At 68.9% G+C, this 20,055-nt stretch carries 16 protein-coding genes; 12 read left to right on the top strand and 4 right to left on the bottom strand.

Annotated features, from left to right (window positions below; genetic code table 11):
* Positions 1-6: 6 nt before the first annotated feature.
* The 8 genes from M1L61_RS00650 to M1L61_RS00615 are packed head-to-tail and all read left to right on the top strand — an operon-like array spanning position 7 to position 10,708.
* Positions 7-1,641 (top strand): TldD/PmbA family protein, encoded by a 1,635-nt coding sequence (locus M1L61_RS00650; protein WP_248854184.1) that lies wholly within the window; start codon positions 7-9, stop codon positions 1,639-1,641.
* 21 nt (positions 1,642-1,662) lie between these two features.
* A complete protein-coding gene (locus M1L61_RS00645) occupies positions 1,663-2,997 on the top strand; it encodes a TldD/PmbA family protein (RefSeq protein WP_019336350.1) in 1,335 nt (444 codons plus the stop codon).
* The gene (locus tag M1L61_RS00640; protein ID WP_012509667.1) at positions 2,997-3,704 is read left to right on the top strand and encodes a DUF4159 domain-containing protein; all 708 of its coding nucleotides are present in this window, start codon (positions 2,997-2,999) and stop codon (positions 3,702-3,704) included. The genes M1L61_RS00645 and M1L61_RS00640 overlap by 1 nt, the downstream gene beginning before the upstream one ends.
* Before the next feature lie 16 nt (positions 3,705-3,720).
* Positions 3,721-4,704: a MoxR family ATPase gene (locus M1L61_RS00635; protein ID WP_049448317.1), complete on the top strand. Its 984-nt coding sequence runs from the start codon at positions 3,721-3,723 to the stop codon at positions 4,702-4,704.
* Positions 4,705-4,711: 7 nt separating this feature from the next.
* Entirely contained in the window at positions 4,712-5,608 is an 897-nt protein-coding gene (locus M1L61_RS00630) for a DUF58 domain-containing protein (RefSeq protein WP_049408922.1), read from the top strand.
* Complete coding sequence (locus M1L61_RS00625; protein ID WP_248854183.1) at positions 5,605-6,726, top strand: BatA domain-containing protein; 1,122 nt, start codon at positions 5,605-5,607, stop codon at positions 6,724-6,726. Before M1L61_RS00630 ends, M1L61_RS00625 begins: the two co-directional genes overlap by 4 nt.
* Positions 6,723-8,903: a DUF4175 domain-containing protein gene (locus tag M1L61_RS00620; protein ID WP_248854182.1), complete on the top strand. Its 2,181-nt coding sequence runs from the start codon at positions 6,723-6,725 to the stop codon at positions 8,901-8,903. The genes M1L61_RS00625 and M1L61_RS00620 overlap by 4 nt, the downstream gene beginning before the upstream one ends.
* Positions 8,900-10,708 carry a hypothetical protein gene (locus M1L61_RS00615; protein WP_248854181.1) on the top strand — a complete coding sequence of 603 codons (1,809 nt, stop codon included), beginning with the start codon at positions 8,900-8,902 and terminating at the stop codon, positions 10,706-10,708. Before M1L61_RS00620 ends, M1L61_RS00615 begins: the two co-directional genes overlap by 4 nt.
* Before the next feature lie 110 nt (positions 10,709-10,818).
* Here M1L61_RS00615 and M1L61_RS00610 read toward each other — a convergent pair whose 3' ends face one another.
* Both M1L61_RS00610 and M1L61_RS00605 read right to left on the bottom strand, forming a co-directional pair.
* Positions 10,819-11,493, bottom strand: a complete 675-nt coding sequence (locus M1L61_RS00610) for a hypothetical protein (RefSeq protein WP_248854180.1) — start codon at positions 11,491-11,493, stop codon at positions 10,819-10,821.
* Positions 11,494-11,532: 39 nt separating this feature from the next.
* Entirely contained in the window at positions 11,533-12,051 is a 519-nt protein-coding gene (locus M1L61_RS00605; RefSeq protein WP_057503407.1) for a hypothetical protein, read from the bottom strand.
* 240 nt (positions 12,052-12,291) lie between these two features.
* Here M1L61_RS00605 and M1L61_RS00600 point away from each other — a divergent pair, with 240 nt between their 5' ends.
* The 4 genes from M1L61_RS00600 (at position 12,292) to M1L61_RS00585 (ending at position 17,390) form a co-directional block, all read left to right on the top strand.
* On the top strand, positions 12,292-13,395 hold the full coding sequence (locus M1L61_RS00600) for a hypothetical protein (protein WP_248854179.1): 1,104 nt from the start codon (positions 12,292-12,294) through the stop codon (positions 13,393-13,395).
* A 93-nt stretch (positions 13,396-13,488) separates the two neighbouring features.
* Positions 13,489-15,978, top strand: coding sequence for a DEAD/DEAH box helicase (locus M1L61_RS00595; RefSeq protein WP_191863630.1), 2,490 nt, complete (start codon positions 13,489-13,491; stop codon positions 15,976-15,978).
* Positions 15,975-16,997, top strand: coding sequence for a ribonuclease H-like domain-containing protein (locus M1L61_RS00590; RefSeq protein ID WP_248854178.1), 1,023 nt, complete (start codon positions 15,975-15,977; stop codon positions 16,995-16,997). The genes M1L61_RS00595 and M1L61_RS00590 overlap by 4 nt, the downstream gene beginning before the upstream one ends.
* A gap of 78 nt (positions 16,998-17,075) precedes the next feature.
* On the top strand, positions 17,076-17,390 hold the full coding sequence (locus tag M1L61_RS00585) for an I78 family peptidase inhibitor (RefSeq protein WP_164193200.1): 315 nt from the start codon (positions 17,076-17,078) through the stop codon (positions 17,388-17,390).
* Positions 17,391-17,484: 94 nt separating this feature from the next.
* On the opposite strand, the gene M1L61_RS00580 is transcribed toward M1L61_RS00585, so the two are convergent.
* Together M1L61_RS00580 and M1L61_RS00575 are read right to left on the bottom strand one after the other, a co-directional pair.
* Complete coding sequence (locus M1L61_RS00580) at positions 17,485-19,476, bottom strand: M56 family metallopeptidase (RefSeq protein WP_191863632.1); 1,992 nt, start codon at positions 19,474-19,476, stop codon at positions 17,485-17,487.
* Positions 19,477-19,479: 3 nt separating this feature from the next.
* Positions 19,480-19,866 carry a BlaI/MecI/CopY family transcriptional regulator gene (locus tag M1L61_RS00575; protein ID WP_019661969.1) on the bottom strand — a complete coding sequence of 129 codons (387 nt, stop codon included), beginning with the start codon at positions 19,864-19,866 and terminating at the stop codon, positions 19,480-19,482.
* Positions 19,867-20,055 lie beyond the last annotated feature (189 nt).

The following is a 20,055-nucleotide window of genomic DNA, read 5'->3' as shown; positions in this document are numbered from 1 at the left end:
GCAGCCTTGCAAAGACGTGACTTCCTGGCCCTGACCGGGCTTACCGCGGGTGGGCTGATCGTGCCCTCCTTCTTCGGCAAGGCGATTGCCGCCGAACAGCTGCAGAGCACGCTGGACCTGGGGCTGAAGAAGCGCCTGGCCGACGCCGCCCTGCAGGCCGCACGCAGCGCTGGCGCCACCTACTGCGACGTGCGCATCGGCCGCTACCTGCGGCAGTTCGTGATCACCCGCGAGGACAAGGTGCAGAACGTGGTGAACACCGAGTCCACCGGCGTGGGCATCCGCGTGATCGTCAACGGTGCCTGGGGCTTCGCGGCTACCAATGCGCTGGGTACGGCCGACGTGGCCAGGGCCGCGCAGCAGGCCGCGGCGATCGCCAAGGCCAATGCCGGCGTGCAGACCGCACCGGTGCAGCTGGCCAAGGCGCCGGGCGTCGGTGAGGTGAGCTGGCGCACGCCGATCCGCAAGAATGCGATGGAGGTGCCGATCAAGGACAAGGTCGGCCTGCTGCTGGACGTCAACGCTGCGGCGATGGGCGCCGGTGCCAGCTTCGTCAACTCGATGCTGTTCCTGGTCAACGAGCAGAAGTACTTCGCCTCCACTGATGGTTCCTACATCGACCAGGATGTGCATCGCATCTGGGCACCGATGACAATCACCGCCATCGACAAGTCCAGCGGCAAGTTCCGTACCCGCGAAGGCCTGTCCTCGCCGATGGGCCTGGGCTACGAGTACCTGGACGGCGCCGCCAGCGGCAAGGTGCTCACGCCCAACGGCGTGGTGAACTACGGTTCGTCCTACGACATGAAGGAGGACGCCATCGCGGCTGCCAAGCAGGCGCAGGAGAAGCTGAAGGCGCCGTCGGTCAAGCCCGGCAAGTACGACCTGGTACTCGATCCGTCGCATACCTGGCTGACCATCCATGAGTCGATCGGCCATCCGCTGGAGCTGGACCGCGTGCTCGGCTACGAGGCCAACTACGCCGGCACCAGCTTCGCCACCCTGGACAAGCGCGAGCAGCGTTTCCAGTACGGCAGCGAGCTGGTCAACATCTTCGCCGACAAGACCCAGCCGGGCAGCCTGGGCGCGGTCGCGTATGACGACGAAGGCGTGAAGTGCAAGCGCTGGGACCTGATCAGCGACGGCAAGCTGGTGGATTACCAGACCATCCGCGACCAGGCCCACATCCTCGGCAAGACCGAATCCGACGGCTGCTGCTACGCCGACTCGTGGTCCAGCGTGCAGTTCCAGCGCATGGCCAACGTGTCGATGGCACCGGGCAAGAAGCCGCTGAGCGTGCCGGACCTGATCAAGGACGTGGAGAACGGCATCTACATCATCGGTGACGGTTCGTTCTCGATCGACCAGCAGCGCTACAACGCGCAGTTCGGCGGCCAGCTGTTCTACGAGATCAGGAACGGCCAGATCACCCGCATGCTGGAAGACGTGGCCTACCAGATCCGCACGCCGGAGTTCTGGAATGCCTGCACCGCCGTGGCCGACGAGCGTGACTACCGCCTGGGCGGTTCGTTCTTCGACGGCAAGGGCCAGCCGGGCCAGGTCTCGGCGGTCTCGCACGGTTCGTCCACCGCGCGCTTCAACGGCATCAACGTCATCAACACCGCACGCAGCCTCGGCTGATCGGTCAGGAGCCCTTACACCATGAGTATCTTCACCGAAGCCCAGGCCAAGGCCATCCTCGACAAGGTCATCGCCCTGTCCAAGGCCGACGAGTGCACCGCCGTGCTGGCCGGCGCGATCAGCGGCAACATCCGTTTCGCGCTGAACAATGTCTCCACCAGCGGCATCGTCGACAACACCGAGCTGGCAGTCACCGTCGCCTTCGGCAAGCGCGTCGGCACGGCCTCGATCAACGAGTTCGACGATGCCGCGCTGGAACGCGTGGTGCGTCGTGCCGAGGATCTGGCCCGGCTGGCGCCGGAGAATCCGGAGTTCATGCCGGCCATCGGCAAGCAGAGCTACCGCGCCAGCCCGACCTTCAGCGAATCCACCGCTGCCATCGATCCGGCCTTCCGCGCCAAGGTCGCCGCCGATTCGATCGCTCCTTGCCGTGGCCACGGCCTGATCGCCGCCGGGTTCCTTGAAGACGGCCAGGGCTTCCAGGCCACCGCCAACAGCAACGGCAACTTCGCCTACCAGCGCACGACCAACTTCGACTACACCTGCACCGTGCGTACCGAAGATGGCCGTGGTTCGGGCTGGGTTGGCCGCAACCTGAAGGATGCCGCCGACTTCAAGGCCGACCAGGACATCCGCATCGCCATGCGCAAGGCCACCGAATCGGCCGAAGCCAAGGCGCTGGAACCGGGCAAGTACACGGTGATCCTGGAGCCCGCCGCGGCCGCGGGCCTGATCAGCTTCATGATGAACTTCTTCAGCGCACGCTCGGCCGATGAAGGTCGCAGCTTCCTGTCGAAGAAGGGCGGTGGCAACAAGCTGGGCGAGCAGGTCTACGACCCGCGCGTGACCATGATTGCCGACCCGTGGCATCCGGACGCACCGGTGCTGCCGTGGGACGGCGAGGGCATGCCGCGCGAGCGCATGGCCATCATCGAGAACGGCAAGATCGCCAACCTGGACTACTCGCGCTTCTGGGCACAGAAGCAGGGCAAGACCGCCAAGGCCACGCCGGGCAACCTGCTGATGAGCGGTGGTGACAAGAGCACCGCCGAACTGGTGCGCGGCACCCAGAAGGGCATCCTGGTCACCCGTACCTGGTACATCCGCATGGTCGATCCGCAGACCGTGCTGCTGACCGGCCTCACCCGCGACGGCACCTTCTACATCGAGAACGGCCAGATCAAGCACCCGGTGAAGAACTTCCGCTTCAACGAATCGCCGGTGATCATGCTCAACAACATCGAAGAGCTGGGCAAGCCGGTGCGCGTGGCCGGTGATGAATCCAGCTACGTGATGATGATCCCGCCGATGAAGCTGCGCGATTTCACCTTCACCTCGCTGTCCGACGCGGTCTGATGGATCGCCGGGCCTGCCTGCGCTGGTTGGCCGCTGCCGCTTCGGCGGCGGCGCTGCCGGCCTTCGCGCAGGCGGGCCCGCGCAGTTCGCGCTACGACTTCTGGTTCACCCGCCTGCAGTACGACTCCGGTGACTGGGACGTGGACGCGCGCATGCCGTCCAACCTGATCACCTCACTGATCGACTACACCTCGCTGCGCGTGGACCCGCAGGAACACGTGGTGGCGCTGGCCGACCCGCGCATGCTGGAGGCGCCGTTCTGCTACCTGGCGGGGCACACGCTGGTGGAGTTCAACGCCGCCGAACGGCAGAACTTCGTGCGCTATGTTCGCAATGGCGGCTTCGTCTTCGTCGACGACTGCAACCATGACATCGACGGCCTGTTCGCCACCTCATTCGAGGCGCAGATGGGTCGCCTGTTTGGTCCGAAGGCACTGCAGAAGCTGCCCAACAGCCACGCGCTGTACCGTAGCTTCTTCCGCTTCCCCGATGGCCCGCCCGCCACCAGCTTCGAACTCAACGGCTGGGGCGACGACCTGGTGCACGACTACCTGAAGGGCATCGAGGTCGATGGCCGCCTGGGGCTGCTCTACAGCAACAAGGACTACGGCTGCGAGTGGGACTACGACTGGCGCAACAAGCGCTTCCTGGCCGAGGACAACACCCGCTTCGGCGTCAACATCGTGATGTACGCGTTGAACAATTGATAGGACCTGCACGCCCATGACCTCCCCCGACCTCGATTCCCTGCTGCCGCGCCTGCACGATCTGCGCGCTGCGCTCGCACGCGCCGTGGTTGGCCAGAACACCGTGGTCGAGCAGCTGCTGATCGGCCTGCTGGCCGGCGGCCACTGCCTGCTGGAAGGTGCGCCCGGGTTGGGCAAGACGCTGCTGGTGCGCTCGCTCGGCCAGGCGCTGGAACTGCAGTTCCGGCGCGTGCAGTTCACCCCCGACCTGATGCCCAGCGACATCCTCGGCACCGAGCTGCTGGAGGAAGACCACGGCACGGGTCATCGCCATTTCCGCTTCCAGCAGGGCCCGATCTTCACCCACCTGCTGCTGGCCGACGAACTCAACCGCACCCCGCCCAAGACCCAGGCCGCGCTGCTGGAGGCGATGCAGGAACGCACGGTCAGCTACGCCGGTACCACCTACGCGCTGCCGGCGCCGTTCTTTGTGCTGGCCACGCAGAATCCGATCGAGCAGGCGGGTACTTACCCGCTGCCGGAAGCACAGCTGGACCGCTTCCTGCTGCATGTGCTGGTGGATTACCCCAGCGAGGACGAGGAGCGGCAGATCCTGGAACAGACCACCGGCGGTGCCACCGATGCGGTGCCGAAGGTGATGGATGCCGAAGCGGTGATCGCCCTGCAGGCCGCCGTACGCCAGGTGCATGTCAGCCCCGATGTGCTGGCCTGGATCACCCGGTTGGTGCGTGCCAGCCGTCCGGGCGACGGCGCGCCGGCCGCCATCAACCAATGGGTGAAATGGGGCGCCGGCCCGCGTGCCGGGCAGTCGCTGGTGCTGGCCGCCAAGGCCCGTGCGCTGCTGCAGGGCCGGTTTGCCGCCACCCGTGAGGATGTGCAGGCGCTGGCCGCACCGGTGATGCGCCATCGCCTGCTGCTGTCGTTCGCCGCCGAGGCCGAGCAGAAGCGTGCCGACGACGTGGTCGCTGCGCTGCTGCAGGCTGTGCCGTTCCCGGGTTGAGCCACGCGTGAACGCAGGTACGCCGTTGACCCTGCCACCGGAACTGCGTGCGCGCCTGCGCCTGCTGCGGTTGCGGCCGCGCCTGGCCAGCGGGGCGAGCGGCATCGGCCAGCACGCCAGCCGCAGCCGCGGTGCCGGTCTCGAATTCGCTCAGTACCGAGCCTACGAGCCCGGGGACGAACTGCGCCAGATCGACTGGAAGCTGTACGCGCGCTCGGACCGCTTTTTCGTGCGCGAATCCGAACGCGAAAGCCCGATCACGGTCTGGCTGCTGCTCGATGCCACCGCCTCGGCCGGCCAGGCCGATCGCGCGGCGCCGCAACGCACGCGCCTGGACCACATGTGCGGCGTGGCCGCATGCCTGGTCGAACTGGCCCTGCAACAGGGCGACCGCTTTGGCCTGCTGGCAATCAGTGGCGATGGCCTGCAGCTGGTACCCGCAGCGAACGGCGCGCGCCAGCGCGACCGTGTGCATCTGCAACTGAACGCCCTACAGGCCCGCGGTGGGTGGCCTGCGGCCGAACGCCTGCGCCCGCTGTGGGAACGCGTGCGCCCGGGCGACCTGCTGCTGGCAATCGGTGATGGCTTCGACGACGCCGGCATCGTGTTGCTGGAACAGCTGGCCAGCGCACGCCGCGAAGTGGCACTGCTGCAGATCCTGACCGCCGACGAGCGCGACTTCCCGTTCGACGCCGGCCACCGCTTCCGCGACCCGGAAACCGGCGAGGAACTGTTGGGCGACGGCGCGGCGATCCGCGCCGATTACCTGCAGCGCTTCGCTGACGCACGCAGCGCATTACGTGCGCGCCTGCAGGCCAGCGGCATCGCCAGTGCCACCGGCTGGCTCGACCAACCGTTGGACCAGCCGCTGCAGGCGCTGTTCGGCCGTGGGGGCGCTGCATGACCCTGCTGTTCCCGCTCGGCCTGGCCGCGCTCGCCGCAGGGCTGCTGCCGCTGCTGATCCACCTGGCCCGGCGCCATCCGTACACGCCACTGGATTTCGCTGCACTGCGCTGGCTGCGTGCACAGATCCGGCCGCGCCAGCGCATCCGCTTCGATGACTGGCCGTTGCTTCTGGTGCGGCTGATGTTGCTGGCTGCATTGGCCTTTCTGCTGGCACGACCTGCGTTGACCGGCCCTGCCCCTGTCCCCGCTGCCTGGACGGTAGTGGCACCTGGGATGGACGCCGCCGCACTGCGCGGCACCGCCGAAGAGGGCAACTGGCACTGGCTGGCACCTGGCTTCCCCGCCATCGATCAGGCACCACCGGCATCCAGCGCATCCCTGCCCAGCCTGTTGCGCGAACTGGACGCACAGCTGCCCGCGGGCACCGCGTTGACCGTGCACGTTCCCGATCCCCTGCCCGGCCTGGATGGCGCCCGCCTGCAGCTGTCGCGCGACGTGCAATGGCACACGCAGCCGATGCCGGTCACACCGCCGCAGACTGCAGCGGCATTGCCGCAGCTGCGCGCGCACGGCGAGGCATCCGCCACTGCCCAGCACTGGTTGAACGCACTGCAGCGCGCGTGGGGCGTGCAGGCACCGCTCGCTCCGCTGTCGGTGGATGCCCTGCCCGAACGCGGCGAGATCGGCGTGTGGAGCCGCAGCGATGCACTGCCGGCGAACTGGCAGGCGTGGCTGCGCGACGGCGGTCGTGTCATCACCGCCGGCAAGCCCGCTGCCGACGCCCGCATCCTGCTGCGCGACGCGGAGGGCGCACCGCTGCTGTGGCAACAACGCGTCGGCCACGGCTATCTGCTGGCGCTGCCGGGCGACTGGAATACCACGAGCAACGCCGCGCTGCGCGATCCGAAGTTGCCGCGTGCCCTGCTGCTGGCGCTGCGGCCACCCACGGCTCCGCGCCTGGGCGATGCACGTGACCAGGCACCGCAGCGGGCCGCATTGCCTGCTGCAACACCAGCGCTGCGTGAGCCGACGCCTTGGCTGTTGCTGGCCATCGTGCTGCTGTTCGCGCTGGAACGCTGGATGGCCAGCAGCGCCCGCCGCAGGGTGGCCGCATGAATACCTGGCAGCACGCCTGGCAACGTGCGCGCCGGCGCCGTGCGCTCATCACCCTGCTGCTGGGCCTGCCATGGGCGCTGGCTGCGGCGGTGCTGGCCCTGCGTCTGGCAGGTTTCGATATCGCCTGCGTCGTCGGTACGATCAGCCTGCTCGCGTGTGCGGGCTTCGCCACTGCGCATGCCCGCCAACTGGACCGGCAGTGGCTGCAACGCCACCTTGATGGCAGCGGTGCCAGCGAGGACAGTGCCGACCTGCTGTTCGCCGATGCCGCCACGCTCAATCCGCTGCAGCAGCGCCAGCATGCGCATGTGCTGGCCACGCTGGAACGCGCGATGCCGGAGCTGCGTCCACACTGGCCGCCTGGGGCATTGGCGCTGTGCTGGATCGCGGGCCTGGCCATTGTTGTGCTGGCAGCCGGCTGGCCACGTTCGAACCCCGGTTCCGTGCCAGTCCGCACGTCGGCGCCAGGCAGCACGGCCGCCGCAGGCCCGCTACGCCTGCAGTCCACCCGCCTGCGCATCGACGCACCGGTCTATACCGGCCAGGCCACGCTTACCCAGAATGCGCTGGACGCCAAGGTCGCCGCCGACAGCCGGCTGTCCTGGTCGCTACGCTTCGACCGTGCACCGGACAAGGCATGGCTGCAGTTCCACGATGGTCGCAGGTTGCCGCTGAGCGAGCACGAAGGACAGTGGCAGGCGCAGGATGTGGCACGCGCGCCGGTGCTGTACCGCGTGGTGAGCGAACCGGCACTGGCAGAGACTCGCCTGCATCGGCTGGATGTGGTGGCCGACCGTGCACCCAGCGTGCGCGTACTGGAACCCACGGCCAGCCTGGTGCTGGGCACGCCGGGGCAACGACAGTGGGCACTGCGCTTCGAAGCCAACGACGATTACGGTGTCGCGGCGCAGGCAACGCTGTCGATCACCACCACCCAGGGCAGCGGGGAGAACATCACCTTCGCGAAGCGCAGCATCACGCTTGCCGGCAGCGGCGAAGCCACCGCGCGGCGTTTCGCCCATACCCTGGATCTGGCTGCGCTGGGCGCGCAGCCCGGCAACGATGTGATCGCCCAGCTGGAAGTGCGCGACAACCATGCACCCACGCCGCAGACCGGGCGCAGCAGCAGCGTGATCCTGCGCCTGCCCAGCGCCGAAGTCGCGCTCGGTGCGGAGCTCGAAGGCCGCATCAAGAAGACCCTGCCTGCGTACTTCCGCAGCCAGCGGCAGATCATCATCGATGCCGAAGCCCTGATCCGGCAGCGACGCAGCCTGGCCGCCGAGGACTTCGTGAAGCGCAGCGATGCGATCGGTATCGACCAGCGCATCCTGCGCCTGCGCTACGGCCAGTTCCTGGGCGAGGAAAGCGAAGGTGCGCCGAAGCCACCGCCGACCAGTGACCTGCCCACCAGCGATACGCCGGCCGCAGACGACCACGACCACGACCATGACGACGAGCACGATCACGACCATGGCGCCGATGCAGGCGCGCACGACGCGCATGGCCACGACCACGGCGGCAAGCCGGCCAATGCCGATGCGCCACCGGTGTTCGGCAGCGCCACCGACGTGCTCTCCGAGTATGGCCACACCCATGACCACGCCGAGGCGGCGACTCTGCTCGATCCGCAGACCCGCGCCACGTTGAAGGCCGCGCTGGACCAGATGTGGTCGGCCGAAGGCGAGCTGCGCCAGGGCCGTCCGGAACAGGCATTGCCCTTCGCGTACAAGGCGCTGGGCTTCATCAAGCAGGTGCAGCAGGCCGAACGCATTTATCTGGCCCGGGTCGGGCCGGAGCTGCCACCGATTGATGAAGGCCGTCGACTCGGCGGTGATCGCGCCGGACTGGCCAGTCGTGAACTGCCGTTGGCCGCGCGCACGCCGCCGGACCCGGCCATTGTTGAAGCCTGGCAACGCCTCGGCGATGACAACGGCGCACCGGATCTCGATGCGCTCGCGACCTGGCAGCAGCGCAACGCCGCCTACCTGCCCGATGCACTGGATCTGGCCGCCGCCATCGAGCAGCTGCGCATCGAGCCCGGTTGCCACGACTGCCGCCTGCGCCTGCGCGCACAGCTGTGGCGGGCACTGCAACGTCCACTGCCGCAGGCGATGCGGCGCAGTGCGGCCGATGCGATGGGCCAGCGCTACCTCGACGCGCTGGAGGCGCAGCCATGACCCCCTCCAGCCCGAACCTGTGGATTGCGCTGGCACTTGCTGTGGTCGTGGTCATCGCCAGCGTGCGCCTGTTGCGTGGAAGCACAACGCACCCAGGCCGCCGCTGGATCGGCATTGCGCTGCAGATCGCCGCTGCCATGCTGCTGTATTTCTGCCTCGTACCCCCCAATCGCCAGCAGCCCGCAGGCGGGTTGGTCGTGCTGGGAATCGATGCCGACCGGGCTGGCGCACTCCCGGCCAGCGAAGGCCCACTGCTGCTGTTACCCGAAGCTGCCGATGTGCCCGGCGCACAGCGCGTACCCGACCTGGCCACCGCGCTGCGCCAGCATCCGGCCTCCACGCTGACGCTGGTCGGTGCGGGCCTGGCCGCACGGGACCGCGACGCGCTGCTGCCACCGGATGTACGTTGGCAGGCTGCACCGGAGCCGCGCGGCTGGATCGCGCTCCAACCACCGGCCGATGTGGCTCCCGGTGCACGCTTCGAAGTAGTGGCCCAGGCGCGTGGCGCGGCAAAGGCGAAAGCAGAACTGCTCGACCCGGCCGACAGCGTGGTCGATCGCACGGACGTTGCCGACGACGGCCGCGTGCAGCTGAGCGGCATCGCCCGAGCCGAAGGCCGCAGCGTGTTCAAGCTGCGCCTGCTCGATGCCGACGGCCATGTGGTGGACAGCGTACCGGTGCCGCAGCAGACCCTGCCGGCCGCACCGCTGCGCCTGCTGGTGCGCGCCAGTGCGCCGGGCCCAGAGCTGAAGTACCTGCGCCGCTGGGCGGCCGATGCCGGCATCCGTGTGCAGGTGCAGGCGGATACCGGGGCCGGACTCAGCGTTGGCGATGGCCCGGTGTTGATCGATGCAGCATCGCTGACGCGCAGCGATCTGCTGCTGCTGGACGAACGCAGCCTGGCGGCATTGAGTGCGGGCCAGCTGGCCGCCGTGCGCCAGGCCCTGCGCGATGGATTGGGCGTGCTGGTCCGCAGCGCGGGCGCACCTTCGGCCAGTGCGCGCCAGCGTCTCCGCGATCTGGGCCTGCCCGTGCAGGGCGATGGCAGCAGCCGCACCCTTGAACTTACCGGCGATGGCGAGAGCGCGATCCTCGCCGCACGACGTGGCCCGCTTGCCGCCGGCACGTTGCCGACCGGCTACGGCGAAGAGGCCGATCGCAGCTCGCACAGTGCCGCGCTGCCTTCGCTGGAAGCACTGGCGTTGCAGCCGCCGGGCAGCAACGCGCTGCTGCACGATCGTGCCGGCAATGCCATCGGTGGCTGGCGCGCGGTTGGCAGGGGCCGCATCGGCCTGCTGCCGCTGACCGACAGCTGGCGCTGGGTGCTGGCCGGGCGCGATGACCGCCATGGCGAACTCTGGAGCAGCGTGGTGGCCACGCTGGCGCGCGCACAGAGCAGCGATGATGCGCTGTGGTCACCGCAGCCGATCAGCTGGGCAGGCGAACGGCAGGCGCTGTGTGGCGTGCAAGCGCCGCTGCAGGTCTTCAACAAACGTGGTGACGCTGTACCCCTGATTGTCGATGGCGCGACATCGGCGCTGCGCTGCGCCGGCTGGTGGCCCCGTGAGGCAGGCTGGCAGCGCCTGCAGCGTGGCGACAGCGTTGTCTGGCGCTATGTGTTCGACCCGAAGGATGCACCGACGCTGCATCGGCAGGCGATGATCGATGCGACCACGCAGGCGTTGGCTGCCAGCACGCCTGCAGACGCGTCGGTGATGCACCCCGTGCCGGGCTGGCGCTGGCCGTGGTGGCTGGCGTTCGTGTTGTGCGCATCATTGCTGTGGTGGCTGGAGCGGCGGCGCTGAGCCTGGGGTCGGATCCCTTTCGTTCGCGAAAGGGCTCCGACCCCGCCGTTGGATCGCGCACAGCATCCACGCGTGGCGTGGATCTACCGGCCCCATCCCTCATGCGCCCTTCAACGTTTTCCGGCGCGCCGGTACACACCGTTGAAACGCACGTTCATGCCACCGCATTCGCTGTTATCGGCCACGATCAGCACATCACCCAGCGAATGCACTCGCACCCTGCAGGTGTCCTCGACGAATTCCACATCAGCACCACGCGGCGTCGCCCGCGCTTCCACCTGGCCCATGTTCGGCCCGTAGGGACGCTGTTGCGGCGTGGGGTTGGCTGAGGGCCAGTAGGCGTCACCCTCCACATGAAGTTGCCCGCCCTGCACGCGGATCTTCAGGCCGTTGTCGCCATCCTTCCACTCGCCCGCCCAATCCTGCAGCGCTGGCACGACCACCGGCAACGCCTGCAGCTTGCTGCGGTCGACCCAACCGGCGCTGCCACCCACCTTGTTCGGGAAGAACGCGCAGCGATAGCGGCCCAGGTCGCGCCCGGTCACCACGGTATCGCCATTGACCACATAGCTGCGCTGGCGGCAGGCCGGCTCGCCCTTGGCCGGGCAGCCATCCATGTCGCCAAGCAGGTACAGACGTGGTGCATCGACCACCCGCGCCAGGGCGAACCGGCTCTGTTCGGAGGGAAACGCGCCATTGCGGCAGGCGCCATCATCGGCAATGCCATCCGCGAAGGCGGAGACCGGCAGCAAGGCGGCCAACAGGCAGATCGAACGCAGGAACATGGCAGCCCTACCGGTGGGGGAGCCAGCAGGATATACGGCCTACTTCACCGGCGGTGCATCACCGGCATCCTGCTCCTGGGAGAACCGCAGCGCACGCTGCTGCTGCTCGGCACTGAGCTCGGGCGGTGGCCGCGCCACGGCGGCCTGGATCTGCGCAGGTCCGCCGGTGAGTTTGTTGATCCCCTTGGCCGCCGCCATCACCCCCTTGACCACGCCCATCATGATGTAGCCGCCGCCCATGCTGACCTGCTCCGGCGAGGGCGGTTCGCTCCAGTCGCGGCTGAAGCGGTTGTCGCCGAACTTCACCGGATTCTTGAAGCGGTACAGGTCCAGCGGCTCGTCTTCCGGCTTGAGCGCACGCACTTCGCCGAGGGTGGTGACATTGTCCTGCGGCAGGGTGGTGGAGATCGGCGCGGCAGGTGCTGCCGGGGCATCAGCAGGGGGAGCGGGCACAGGATCGGACACCGCTACCGGCGCTGCCTGCTGCGCCTGCGCGACGCCCGCCAGCAACAGGCTGGCCAGCAGTACTCCCTGCGTTCCACGTTGTGCCACAGCCATCCACCCTGTTGGTTGCGTCCAGTGAACAAGGATACGGATGCGGGCTTCAGATTTCGTTGGCATCGGCGGGGGCATTCAGGGTGTGTCACGCATCATCGCTGCGCGGCCTGGGCGCCGAAGTTTGCAACGAACTTCATTCCCCTCGGGAGGCGGGGACGGCATCCTGCGGTTTTCCCGGTAAGCCCCATCCCTGATGACAGCTCCCTCCACACGCCCGCCGCGTCGGCCAGTCGCCTGCTGATGTCGCGCGCGGCAGTACTGGTGGGTCTGGCGGTCGTGTGCCTGGTGGTCACCGCGACCGCCGCCGAATGGACATCGCGTGTCCGCGCCGGCATCGCCTCGCTGCGCCGCAGCAGCACGCTGCGGACGCTGGGCGCGGACGAACACATGGCACTGGCACCGGTGCGCGCGTTGACCGGCTGCGACCACGACGACCAGGTAAAGCGGCTGCATGGCGCCTTCACCGGTGGGGCGTGGCGGAACAGCTTCCCGGTCGGTGACGGCTTCCTGGGTGGCATTCCCGTGCTGGTGCCAAGACAGGCATGGCCCTACCTCTCGGAAGACAATGAAGCTGACGTGGTACTGGGTGATCACGTGGCCATGGTGGTGCGTCTCAATGGCTTCAGCATCGCTGCTGCACGGCCGGATGCAGCCACCAGCCGCGTCTGTGGCGAGCGCCTGGAGACACCCGAAGAAATCTCGATGCGACGGGGTCCCGGCCTGCGCCCGTCCCCGCTGCTGATTGCCGCACTGGCGCTGTGGGCCGCCACCGGCGTCCCGGGCCTGCTCGCCATGCCGTTGCTCGCCATCGCCGGTCTTGCGGCCTGGCAGGGCTTCCCTCGCCGCAACGGCCCTGCGACAGCGCAGCGCGTGCTGCGGGTACGCGGGCGCCTGCGCGCGTACCAGCGTACTGCCCAGACATCACGGGTGTGGTTGCTGGGCAATGACCGGCGTGTGCAGCTTCCAGAGAATTGGGAGCACGCTGCGGCATTCTCCCGCGGGCGCTCGATGCTGCTGGATGTGCGCGCCTGTGACGGCGCAGTGCTGGGCGCTGGCACGGCGTGGTGCCTGGCCAGCGACCGACGGCGCTATCCGCCCACGGGAGCGTTCTGGCAACTGGCGTGGCTGGGCCTGCTGTTGTGCGTGCTGGTCTTCGGCGCCGCCTGGATGCCGTGGTCGCAGCGCCTGGAGCCGGGCTGGCCGCTTGCGTCTGGCTGGCAGGCGGTGGCATTGCTGGCGTTGGGCTGGCACGCGGTGCGGTTTGTGGTCTGCATGGTGCAGTTCCTCCGCCGCAGCGAGGCGCTTGACGCGGACATCGCGCAGCGTCCGGACCCGTGGCACTGAACGGTTCACGCCCTTCGCGCGCGATGTCTCACATCCTGAGACGTGGATGTGGTGCCATGTGACCCCTCGCAATCCGTCCCGGCTCCACTTTCCATGGCCTACGAACTCGCCAAGCGCACCGCCGACGCCGAGCAGAAGCTCGCTACCCGCGACGGCCTGCCCGCCCGCGACGGCGCCCTGCTCAGCGCGCGCCTGCAGCGCCGCTACCAGGACCGCATCACCGGCAGCTTTGCCATTCCTGGCCGCGAAGGGCGCTACGCGCCGATTCCCGCGTCGGTGCCGCCGGCGCTGGCCGCCGCGCTGAAGGCGCGTGGCATCGAACAGCTCTACAGCCACCAGGCCGAGGCGTGGGAGGCCAGCCAGCGCGGCGAACACGTCGCCATCGTCACCCCCACCGCCAGCGGCAAGTCGCTGTGCTACACCCTGCCGGTAGTCAGCGCGGCGATGCAGGACAAGGCCAAGGCGCTGTACCTGTTCCCGACCAAAGCGCTGGCCCAGGACCAGGTGGCCGAGCTGCTGGAACTCAACCGCGCCGGCGATCTGGGGGTGAAGGCCTTCACCTTCGACGGCGACACCCCCGGCGATGCACGCCAGGCCATCCGCCTGCACGGCGACATCGTGGTCTCCAACCCGGACATGCTGCACCAGGCGATCCTGCCGCATCACACCAAGTGGGCGCAGTTCTTCGAGAACCTGCGCTACATCGTCATCGACGAAGTGCACACCTACCGCGGGGTGTTCGGCAGCCATGTCAGCAATGTACTGCGGCGGCTCAAGCGCATCTGCGCGTTCTATGGCGTGCAACCGCAGTTCATCCTGTGCTCGGCCACCATCGGCAACCCGCAGGCACATGCCGAGGCGCTGATCGAAGCGCCGGTCACCGCCATCACCGAATCCGGTGCGCCCAGCGGGCCGAAGCAGGTGCTGCTGTGGAACCCGCCGGTGATCAATCCGGACCTGGGCCTGCGCGCCTCGGCGCGATCGCAGAGTAACCGCATCGCGCGCATCGCGATCAAGTCCGGGCTGAAGACCCTGGTGTTCGCGCAGACACGCCTGATGGTGGAAGTGCTGACCAAGTACCTGAAGGATATTTTCGACCACGACCCGCGCAAGCCGCCGCGCATCCGCGCCTACCGCGGTGGCTACCTGCCCACCGAGCGGCGTGAGACCGAGCGCGCGATGCGTGCCGGCAACATCGACGGCATCGTCAGCACCTCGGCGCTGGAACTGGGCGTGGATATCGGCAGCCTGGACGTGGTCATCCTCAACGGCTACCCCGGCAGCGTGGCCGCCACCTGGCAGCGCTTCGGCCGCGCCGGTCGCCGCCAGCAGCCCGCGCTGGGGGTGATGGTGGCCAGTTCGCAGCCGCTGGACCAGTACGTGGTGCGCCATCCGGACTTCTTCGCCGAAGCCTCGCCCGAGCACGCGCGCATCGCGCCGGACCAGCCGCTGATCCTGTTCGACCACATCCGCTGCGCAGCCTTCGAGCTGCCGTTCCGGGTCGGCGATGGCTTCGGCCCGATCGATCCGGAAGTGTTCCTGGAAGCGCTGGCCGAGACCGAAGTCATCCACCGCGAAGGCGAGCGCTGGGAATGGATCGCCGACAGTTATCCCGCCAACGCGGTCAGCCTGCGTGCGGTGGCCGATGGCAACTTCGTGGTGGTCGACCGCAGCGATGGCCGCCAGCAGATCATCGCCGAAGTCGACTATTCCGCCGCCGCACTCACCCTGTACGAAGGCGCCATCCACATGGTGCAGTCCACTCCGTACCAGGTGGAGACGCTGGACTGGGACGGGCGCAAGGCCTACGTCACCCGCACCCACGTGGACTACTACACCGACAGCATCGACTTCACCAAGCTCAAGGTGCTCGACCGCTTCGATGGCGGCGTGGCCGGTCGTGGCGATTCGCACCACGGCGAAGTGCACGTGGTACGCCGCGTGGCCGGCTACAAGAAGATCCGCTATTACACCCACGAAAACATCGGCTACGGGCCGGTGAACCTGCCCGACCAGGAACTGCACACCACGGCGGTGTGGTGGCAGCTGCCACAGGCGCTGCTGCTGCGCGCCTTCGCCAGCAAGCAGGATGCGCTGGATGGCTTCCTCGGCGCAGCGTATGCGCTGCACATCGTCGCCACCGTGGCGGTGATGGCCGATGCGCGCGACCTGCAGAAGTCGGTCGGCAACGGCGATGGTTCCTGGTTCGCGATCGCCGACCAGAGCGGCCGTGGCCAGCTGCGTGGCAGCGAGGGTGATCCTGGCGTTGTCGAGCTATTGCAGGAGTTCGTGCCCACCGTGTACCTGTACGACAACTTCCCCGGTGGCGTCGGCCTCAGCGAGCCGCTGTGGCAGCGCCAGGCCGAGCTGGTGCAGCGCGCGCGCGAACTGGTGCAGCGCTGCGACTGCAAGGCCGGCTGCCCGGCCTGTGTCGGCCCCGTCCTGGCCGCGCAGGAAGAGGATGAGACTTCGCCGCGCGCGCTGGCACTGCGCGTGCTCGACCTGTTCGATGCCGACGCCTGCCAGGATGTGCCCGACGTGGTGATCACCACGCGCGAGCCGATGGAGTTGCTGGCACCGTGAGCCTGAGCCTGGACAAGCTGCGCCTGCTGCGGAAGCAGGCCGGCGACCCGAAGGCGAGCACACCGGCCGCGCCGGACGTGCCCCCTGCGCCACCGGCATCCGTGGCCGCCAACGATGCGCGGCAACCACCGGCCGAACGTTCGGTGTTCGCCTGGGTCGAACAGGAAATCCGCCACAAGCCGACCGGCGCTGCGGCACCTGCCACGGCACCGCCCGCGCTGCGTCGGCCCGAAGTGGGCAGCCTGCATCGCCTGCTCGGCTTGCGTTCGCGGGGTGGAGCCGCACCGGCACGCGCCAGCGCGCAGGATCGCCAGCTGCCAGGTGAGGAGATCGCACCGGGCCTGTTCCTGATCGAATCGCTGCAGCCGCAGGCGATCCCGGCACAGCCGCTGTCGCTGGATTTCGCCCGTCGCGACGGCGAGCACGTGGCCGCGCGCGACCTGCTGTTCTTCGATACCGAGACCACCGGCCTGGCCGGCGGCACCGGCACCCGCGCCTTCATGATCGGCGCTGCGGACTGGCATGTGTGCCCACAGCGTGGCGAAGGCCTGCGCATCCGCCAGCTGCTGATGGCCACGATGGCCGCCGAGGACGCGATGCTGGCCACTTTCGCCGGCTGGCTGCAACCGTCCACCGTGTTCTGCAGCTACAACGGCCGCAGCTATGACGCACCGCTGCTGAAAGCGCGTTACCGGCTGGCCCGGCAACGTTGCCCGATCACCGCACTGGATCACGTCGACCTGCTCTATCCCACGCGCCGCCGCTATCGCGGCACGTGGGAGAACTGCAAGCTGTCCACCATCGAACGCCAGCTGCTGCGCGTGGTGCGCGAGGACGACCTGCCGGGCTCGGAAGCCCCGGGCGCATGGCTGCGTTTCCTGCGTGGCGGCGACGCGGTGAACCTGCGCCGGGTGGCCGACCACAATCACCAGGACGTAGTGACCCTGGCCCTGCTGCTGCAACGGTTGGTACGCGAGGAGCAACGCGAGCGCGAGACGCTGGCACTGGTCGGGCAGTAACGGCGCAGGGCCGCGTTGACATGCCCTGACGGTGACAGCGGTGACACTGCCGCCACCATCCACGCCTGGAGCCCGACGATGCGCCTCAGTCCCTTGGTCCTGCTCGCCATCCTGCCCTTGGCCGCCTGCAGTCACGCTGGCAGCAGCACCTCCCACGATCCCGCGCCGGCGCCCGTGGCCGATGCCGCGCACGAATGCAGGCCGGAGGCGCTGGACGCCTTCACCGGCAAGACCGCCGACGAAGCCACGATCAAGAAGCTGGTGGCTGACAGCGGCGCGCGCGGTGCGCGGGTAGTCAAACCCGGCATGGCGGTGACCATGGACTTCCGCCAGGACCGCGTGACCGTGCAGGTGGACGCGCAGAACAGGATCGAGCGCGCCAGCTGCGGTTGATGTTCCGCCGGGCAGCGCCGGGCCATGCCCGGCGCCTTCCCTCTTCAGGTGTGCCGCTGCGCTCGCCGGGCATGGCCCGGCGCTGCCGCCGTTTTCAGAGGCGCTCGGCCTTGCCGCTGGCCAATGCGCGGGCGATCACCAGCTGCGCCTGCTGTGCCGCCCGCGCGTGCACCTGCGCCTGGCGTTCGCCCAGCGCGGCCTGCTGGCTGCCCAGCGCCGCCTGGCGGCTGGCCAGTTCGGCCTGCTGGCTGGCCAAGCGGTTCATGTCGCGGGTGCGGCTGGACTGTGCGGCCTGGCTGCGGGCTTCCTGCATCGCGCGACGTGCCTCGGCGGCCGCCTCACGGGCGGCTTCACGCGCAACTGCGGCGTCGCTGGTCACCCCGCGTGCCGCCTTCGCGGCTTCGGCGGCGGCTTCGCGATTGATGTCGTGCGCGCTCATCGCACTGCGCGCAGCCTCGACCGCCACCAACGCGATACGGCGCGCCTCCTCGCCCTGCAGCCGGCCCATCTCGCCCATCTGCTTGCCGAGTGCGCTCTGCTGGCGACCAAGCGCACTCTGCTGGCGACCCAGTGCGCTCTGCTGCTGCCCCAGGTCGGACGCACCGGCGTAAGCACGCTGCAACGACTGGACCAGCATCGGGTCACGCACGATGTAGCGCTCACTGCCCTGGCGGAACCACAGCGCCGGTCCCTTGCCGAGCTGCTTGCGCGCCAGCGTCACGTCGTCGATGCCGCCGTTGGCGAAGGTTGAATCACCATCGACCAGCACGAACGCCTGCGGCGGCGACGTGCTCAGATCCAGCCGCCCGTAGGTGGTGATGGAGGAACTGCGCGAGGTGCTGCGGCCGGCGTCGATGCCGGGGTCGACGTCGACATCCACGTCAACCGCCACATCCGCATCGTCCGGGCCGGACAGCTCCTCGACGTCGGCGGGCTCGGCGGGCGGCGCAGGGGCCACCGGCACCGCCGGCGCGCGCGCCGACATCGGCGGAGCAGGCGGAACCTTCGGCGCCGGCGGCGGGGGCACCACGGCCTTCGGTGCAGCCGGCGGCGCGGGCGGTGCCGGCGGCACCGGCGCTGCGACCAGCCGCATCGGCGCCACGCCCACCACCACCACCGCGGCAGTCAACGCGATCGCCAGCAGACGCGGACAGGACCGGTGCGACTGCAGCGAGAGCAGGCGACGCTTGAGGCTGGTGGTGCTTGGTGCGGCGCTGGCCACGCCCAGGTGCGGCTGCGGGGCCACGCCCAGCTGCAGCAGCAGGCGGCCATAGGCCTGGCGGCTGGCACCGTGCTGGCCGACCACCGCCGCATCCACCGCTTCCTCGCGGGCCTGGGCGTATTCGCGCACCGACAGCCGCAGCAGCGGGTGGAAGAAGAACAGGTGCTGCGCCAACGCGGGCAGCAGGCCCCACTGCAGGTCACGCCGCTGCAGGTGCTGCAGTTCGTGGGTCAGTGCCAGGTCCAGCGCGTCGCCCTGCAGGGCGTTGTCGCCGGCCGGCAGCAGCAGCACTGGGCGGAACGGCCCGATCAGCTGCGGCGAGTCCACCTGCGCGCTCATCCACAGCCGCGGCGCAGGGCGCACGCCGTGCGCGTCGGAGGCCAGCTGCAGGGCCTGCACCAGCGCCTCGTCCTCGCAGGGATGGGCCGCAGCCAGCAGTGCGCGGCAGCGGCGCCACTCACCGAAGGTGCGCAACGCCATCAGCAGCACGCCGGACAGCCACAGCGCAGCCAGTGCGACCGCCCACCACGCAACCGCCGGCACGTCCGCCGCAGGCATCGGCATCGCGGCCAGCAGCTGCGCCGAGGCTTCCGGCGCCAGTGGGTACACCAGATCAGCGGCAACGTCGGTGGCGGTCATCGCCACCGCCTGCGGTGCCGGCAGCCAGGCCAGCTGCAGCGGCTGGCTCCAGAGCAGGCCGAGCACGGCCTGCAGCGAGACCAGCCACCACAGGCGGCAGCGGGTGGCCGCCGACAGCGACGGCAGCGCGCGGCACAGGCCATACACCAGGGCCACCAGCAGCACGGTCTGCAGGCTGGTCCAGCCCAGCCGTTCCAGCATCGGGATCAGCATCGTGGTGTCCATGGCTCAGCCCTCGTGGCGACGCGATTGGAGTTGGGCAACCAGCGCTTCCAGCTCGGCCAGCTCGTTGTCGCTGACCTGCTGGCGCTGCGACAGGTAGGCCACGAACGGCGACACCGACCCCTGCAGGGTGTTGTCGACGAACTGGGCCACGGCACCCTGCAGCACGCTCTGCGGGCCCCGGGTGGCCTGGTAGCGGTAGACGCCGTCCTGCTGCCGGCGCTGAAGATACCCCTTCGCCCGCAGCCGCTCCATCATCGTCAGCACGGTAGAGCGGGCCAGGCCACGGGCCTCGCCGTAGCCGCTGGCGACCTCGCCCACGCTGGCCGGCGCATGTTCATCGATGTACTGCAGCAGGGCCAGTTCCTGGTCCCCGATGGTCTTGCCACGCATGACACCACTCCCTTGACTACACGTGTCGTCACTGTCAGCTTGACGACAACTGTAGTCAACCCCCCGGAAGTCATGGGCCGACGAACGGTAGGCCCATCCGGGGCGGTTAAACCTTTTCCGCCGCCGGTGCATCCGACCCTCGACGCCTTTCCGGAATCCCGCATGTTCCGCCCAACGCTTCGAGTCGTG

Origin of the sequence: Stenotrophomonas sp. NY11291, from assembly GCF_023277365.1 — a bacterium.
GTDB classification, from domain to species: Bacteria; Pseudomonadota; Gammaproteobacteria; order Xanthomonadales; family Xanthomonadaceae; genus Stenotrophomonas; species Stenotrophomonas geniculata.
The sequence above is the reverse complement of the archived record's forward strand: the minus strand, read 5'-3'. Positions and strand labels throughout refer to the sequence as shown.

What these genes read in the sequence shown, in the direction of transcription:
- M1L61_RS00645 (WP_019336350.1), top strand. Translation starts at nt 1,663, where the DNA reads ATGAGTATCTTCACCGAAGCCCAGGCCAAGGCCATCCTCGACAAGGTC.
- M1L61_RS00640 (WP_012509667.1), top strand. Translation starts at nt 2,997, where the DNA reads ATGGATCGCCGGGCCTGCCTGCGCTGGTTGGCCGCTGCCGCTTCGGCG.
- M1L61_RS00635 (WP_049448317.1), top strand. Translation starts at nt 3,721, where the DNA reads ATGACCTCCCCCGACCTCGATTCCCTGCTGCCGCGCCTGCACGATCTG.
- M1L61_RS00625 (WP_248854183.1), top strand. Translation starts at nt 5,605, where the DNA reads ATGACCCTGCTGTTCCCGCTCGGCCTGGCCGCGCTCGCCGCAGGGCTG.
- M1L61_RS00620 (WP_248854182.1), top strand. Translation starts at nt 6,723, where the DNA reads ATGAATACCTGGCAGCACGCCTGGCAACGTGCGCGCCGGCGCCGTGCG.
- M1L61_RS00615 (WP_248854181.1), top strand. Translation starts at nt 8,900, where the DNA reads ATGACCCCCTCCAGCCCGAACCTGTGGATTGCGCTGGCACTTGCTGTG.
- M1L61_RS00610 (WP_248854180.1), bottom strand. Translation starts at nt 11,493, where the DNA reads ATGTTCCTGCGTTCGATCTGCCTGTTGGCCGCCTTGCTGCCGGTCTCC.
- M1L61_RS00605 (WP_057503407.1), bottom strand. Translation starts at nt 12,051, where the DNA reads ATGGCTGTGGCACAACGTGGAACGCAGGGAGTACTGCTGGCCAGCCTG.
- M1L61_RS00600 (WP_248854179.1), top strand. Translation starts at nt 12,292, where the DNA reads ATGTCGCGCGCGGCAGTACTGGTGGGTCTGGCGGTCGTGTGCCTGGTG.
- M1L61_RS00595 (WP_191863630.1), top strand. Translation starts at nt 13,489, where the DNA reads ATGGCCTACGAACTCGCCAAGCGCACCGCCGACGCCGAGCAGAAGCTC.
- M1L61_RS00585 (WP_164193200.1), top strand. Translation starts at nt 17,076, where the DNA reads ATGCGCCTCAGTCCCTTGGTCCTGCTCGCCATCCTGCCCTTGGCCGCC.
- M1L61_RS00580 (WP_191863632.1), bottom strand. Translation starts at nt 19,476, where the DNA reads ATGGACACCACGATGCTGATCCCGATGCTGGAACGGCTGGGCTGGACC.
- M1L61_RS00575 (WP_019661969.1), bottom strand. Translation starts at nt 19,866, where the DNA reads ATGCGTGGCAAGACCATCGGGGACCAGGAACTGGCCCTGCTGCAGTAC.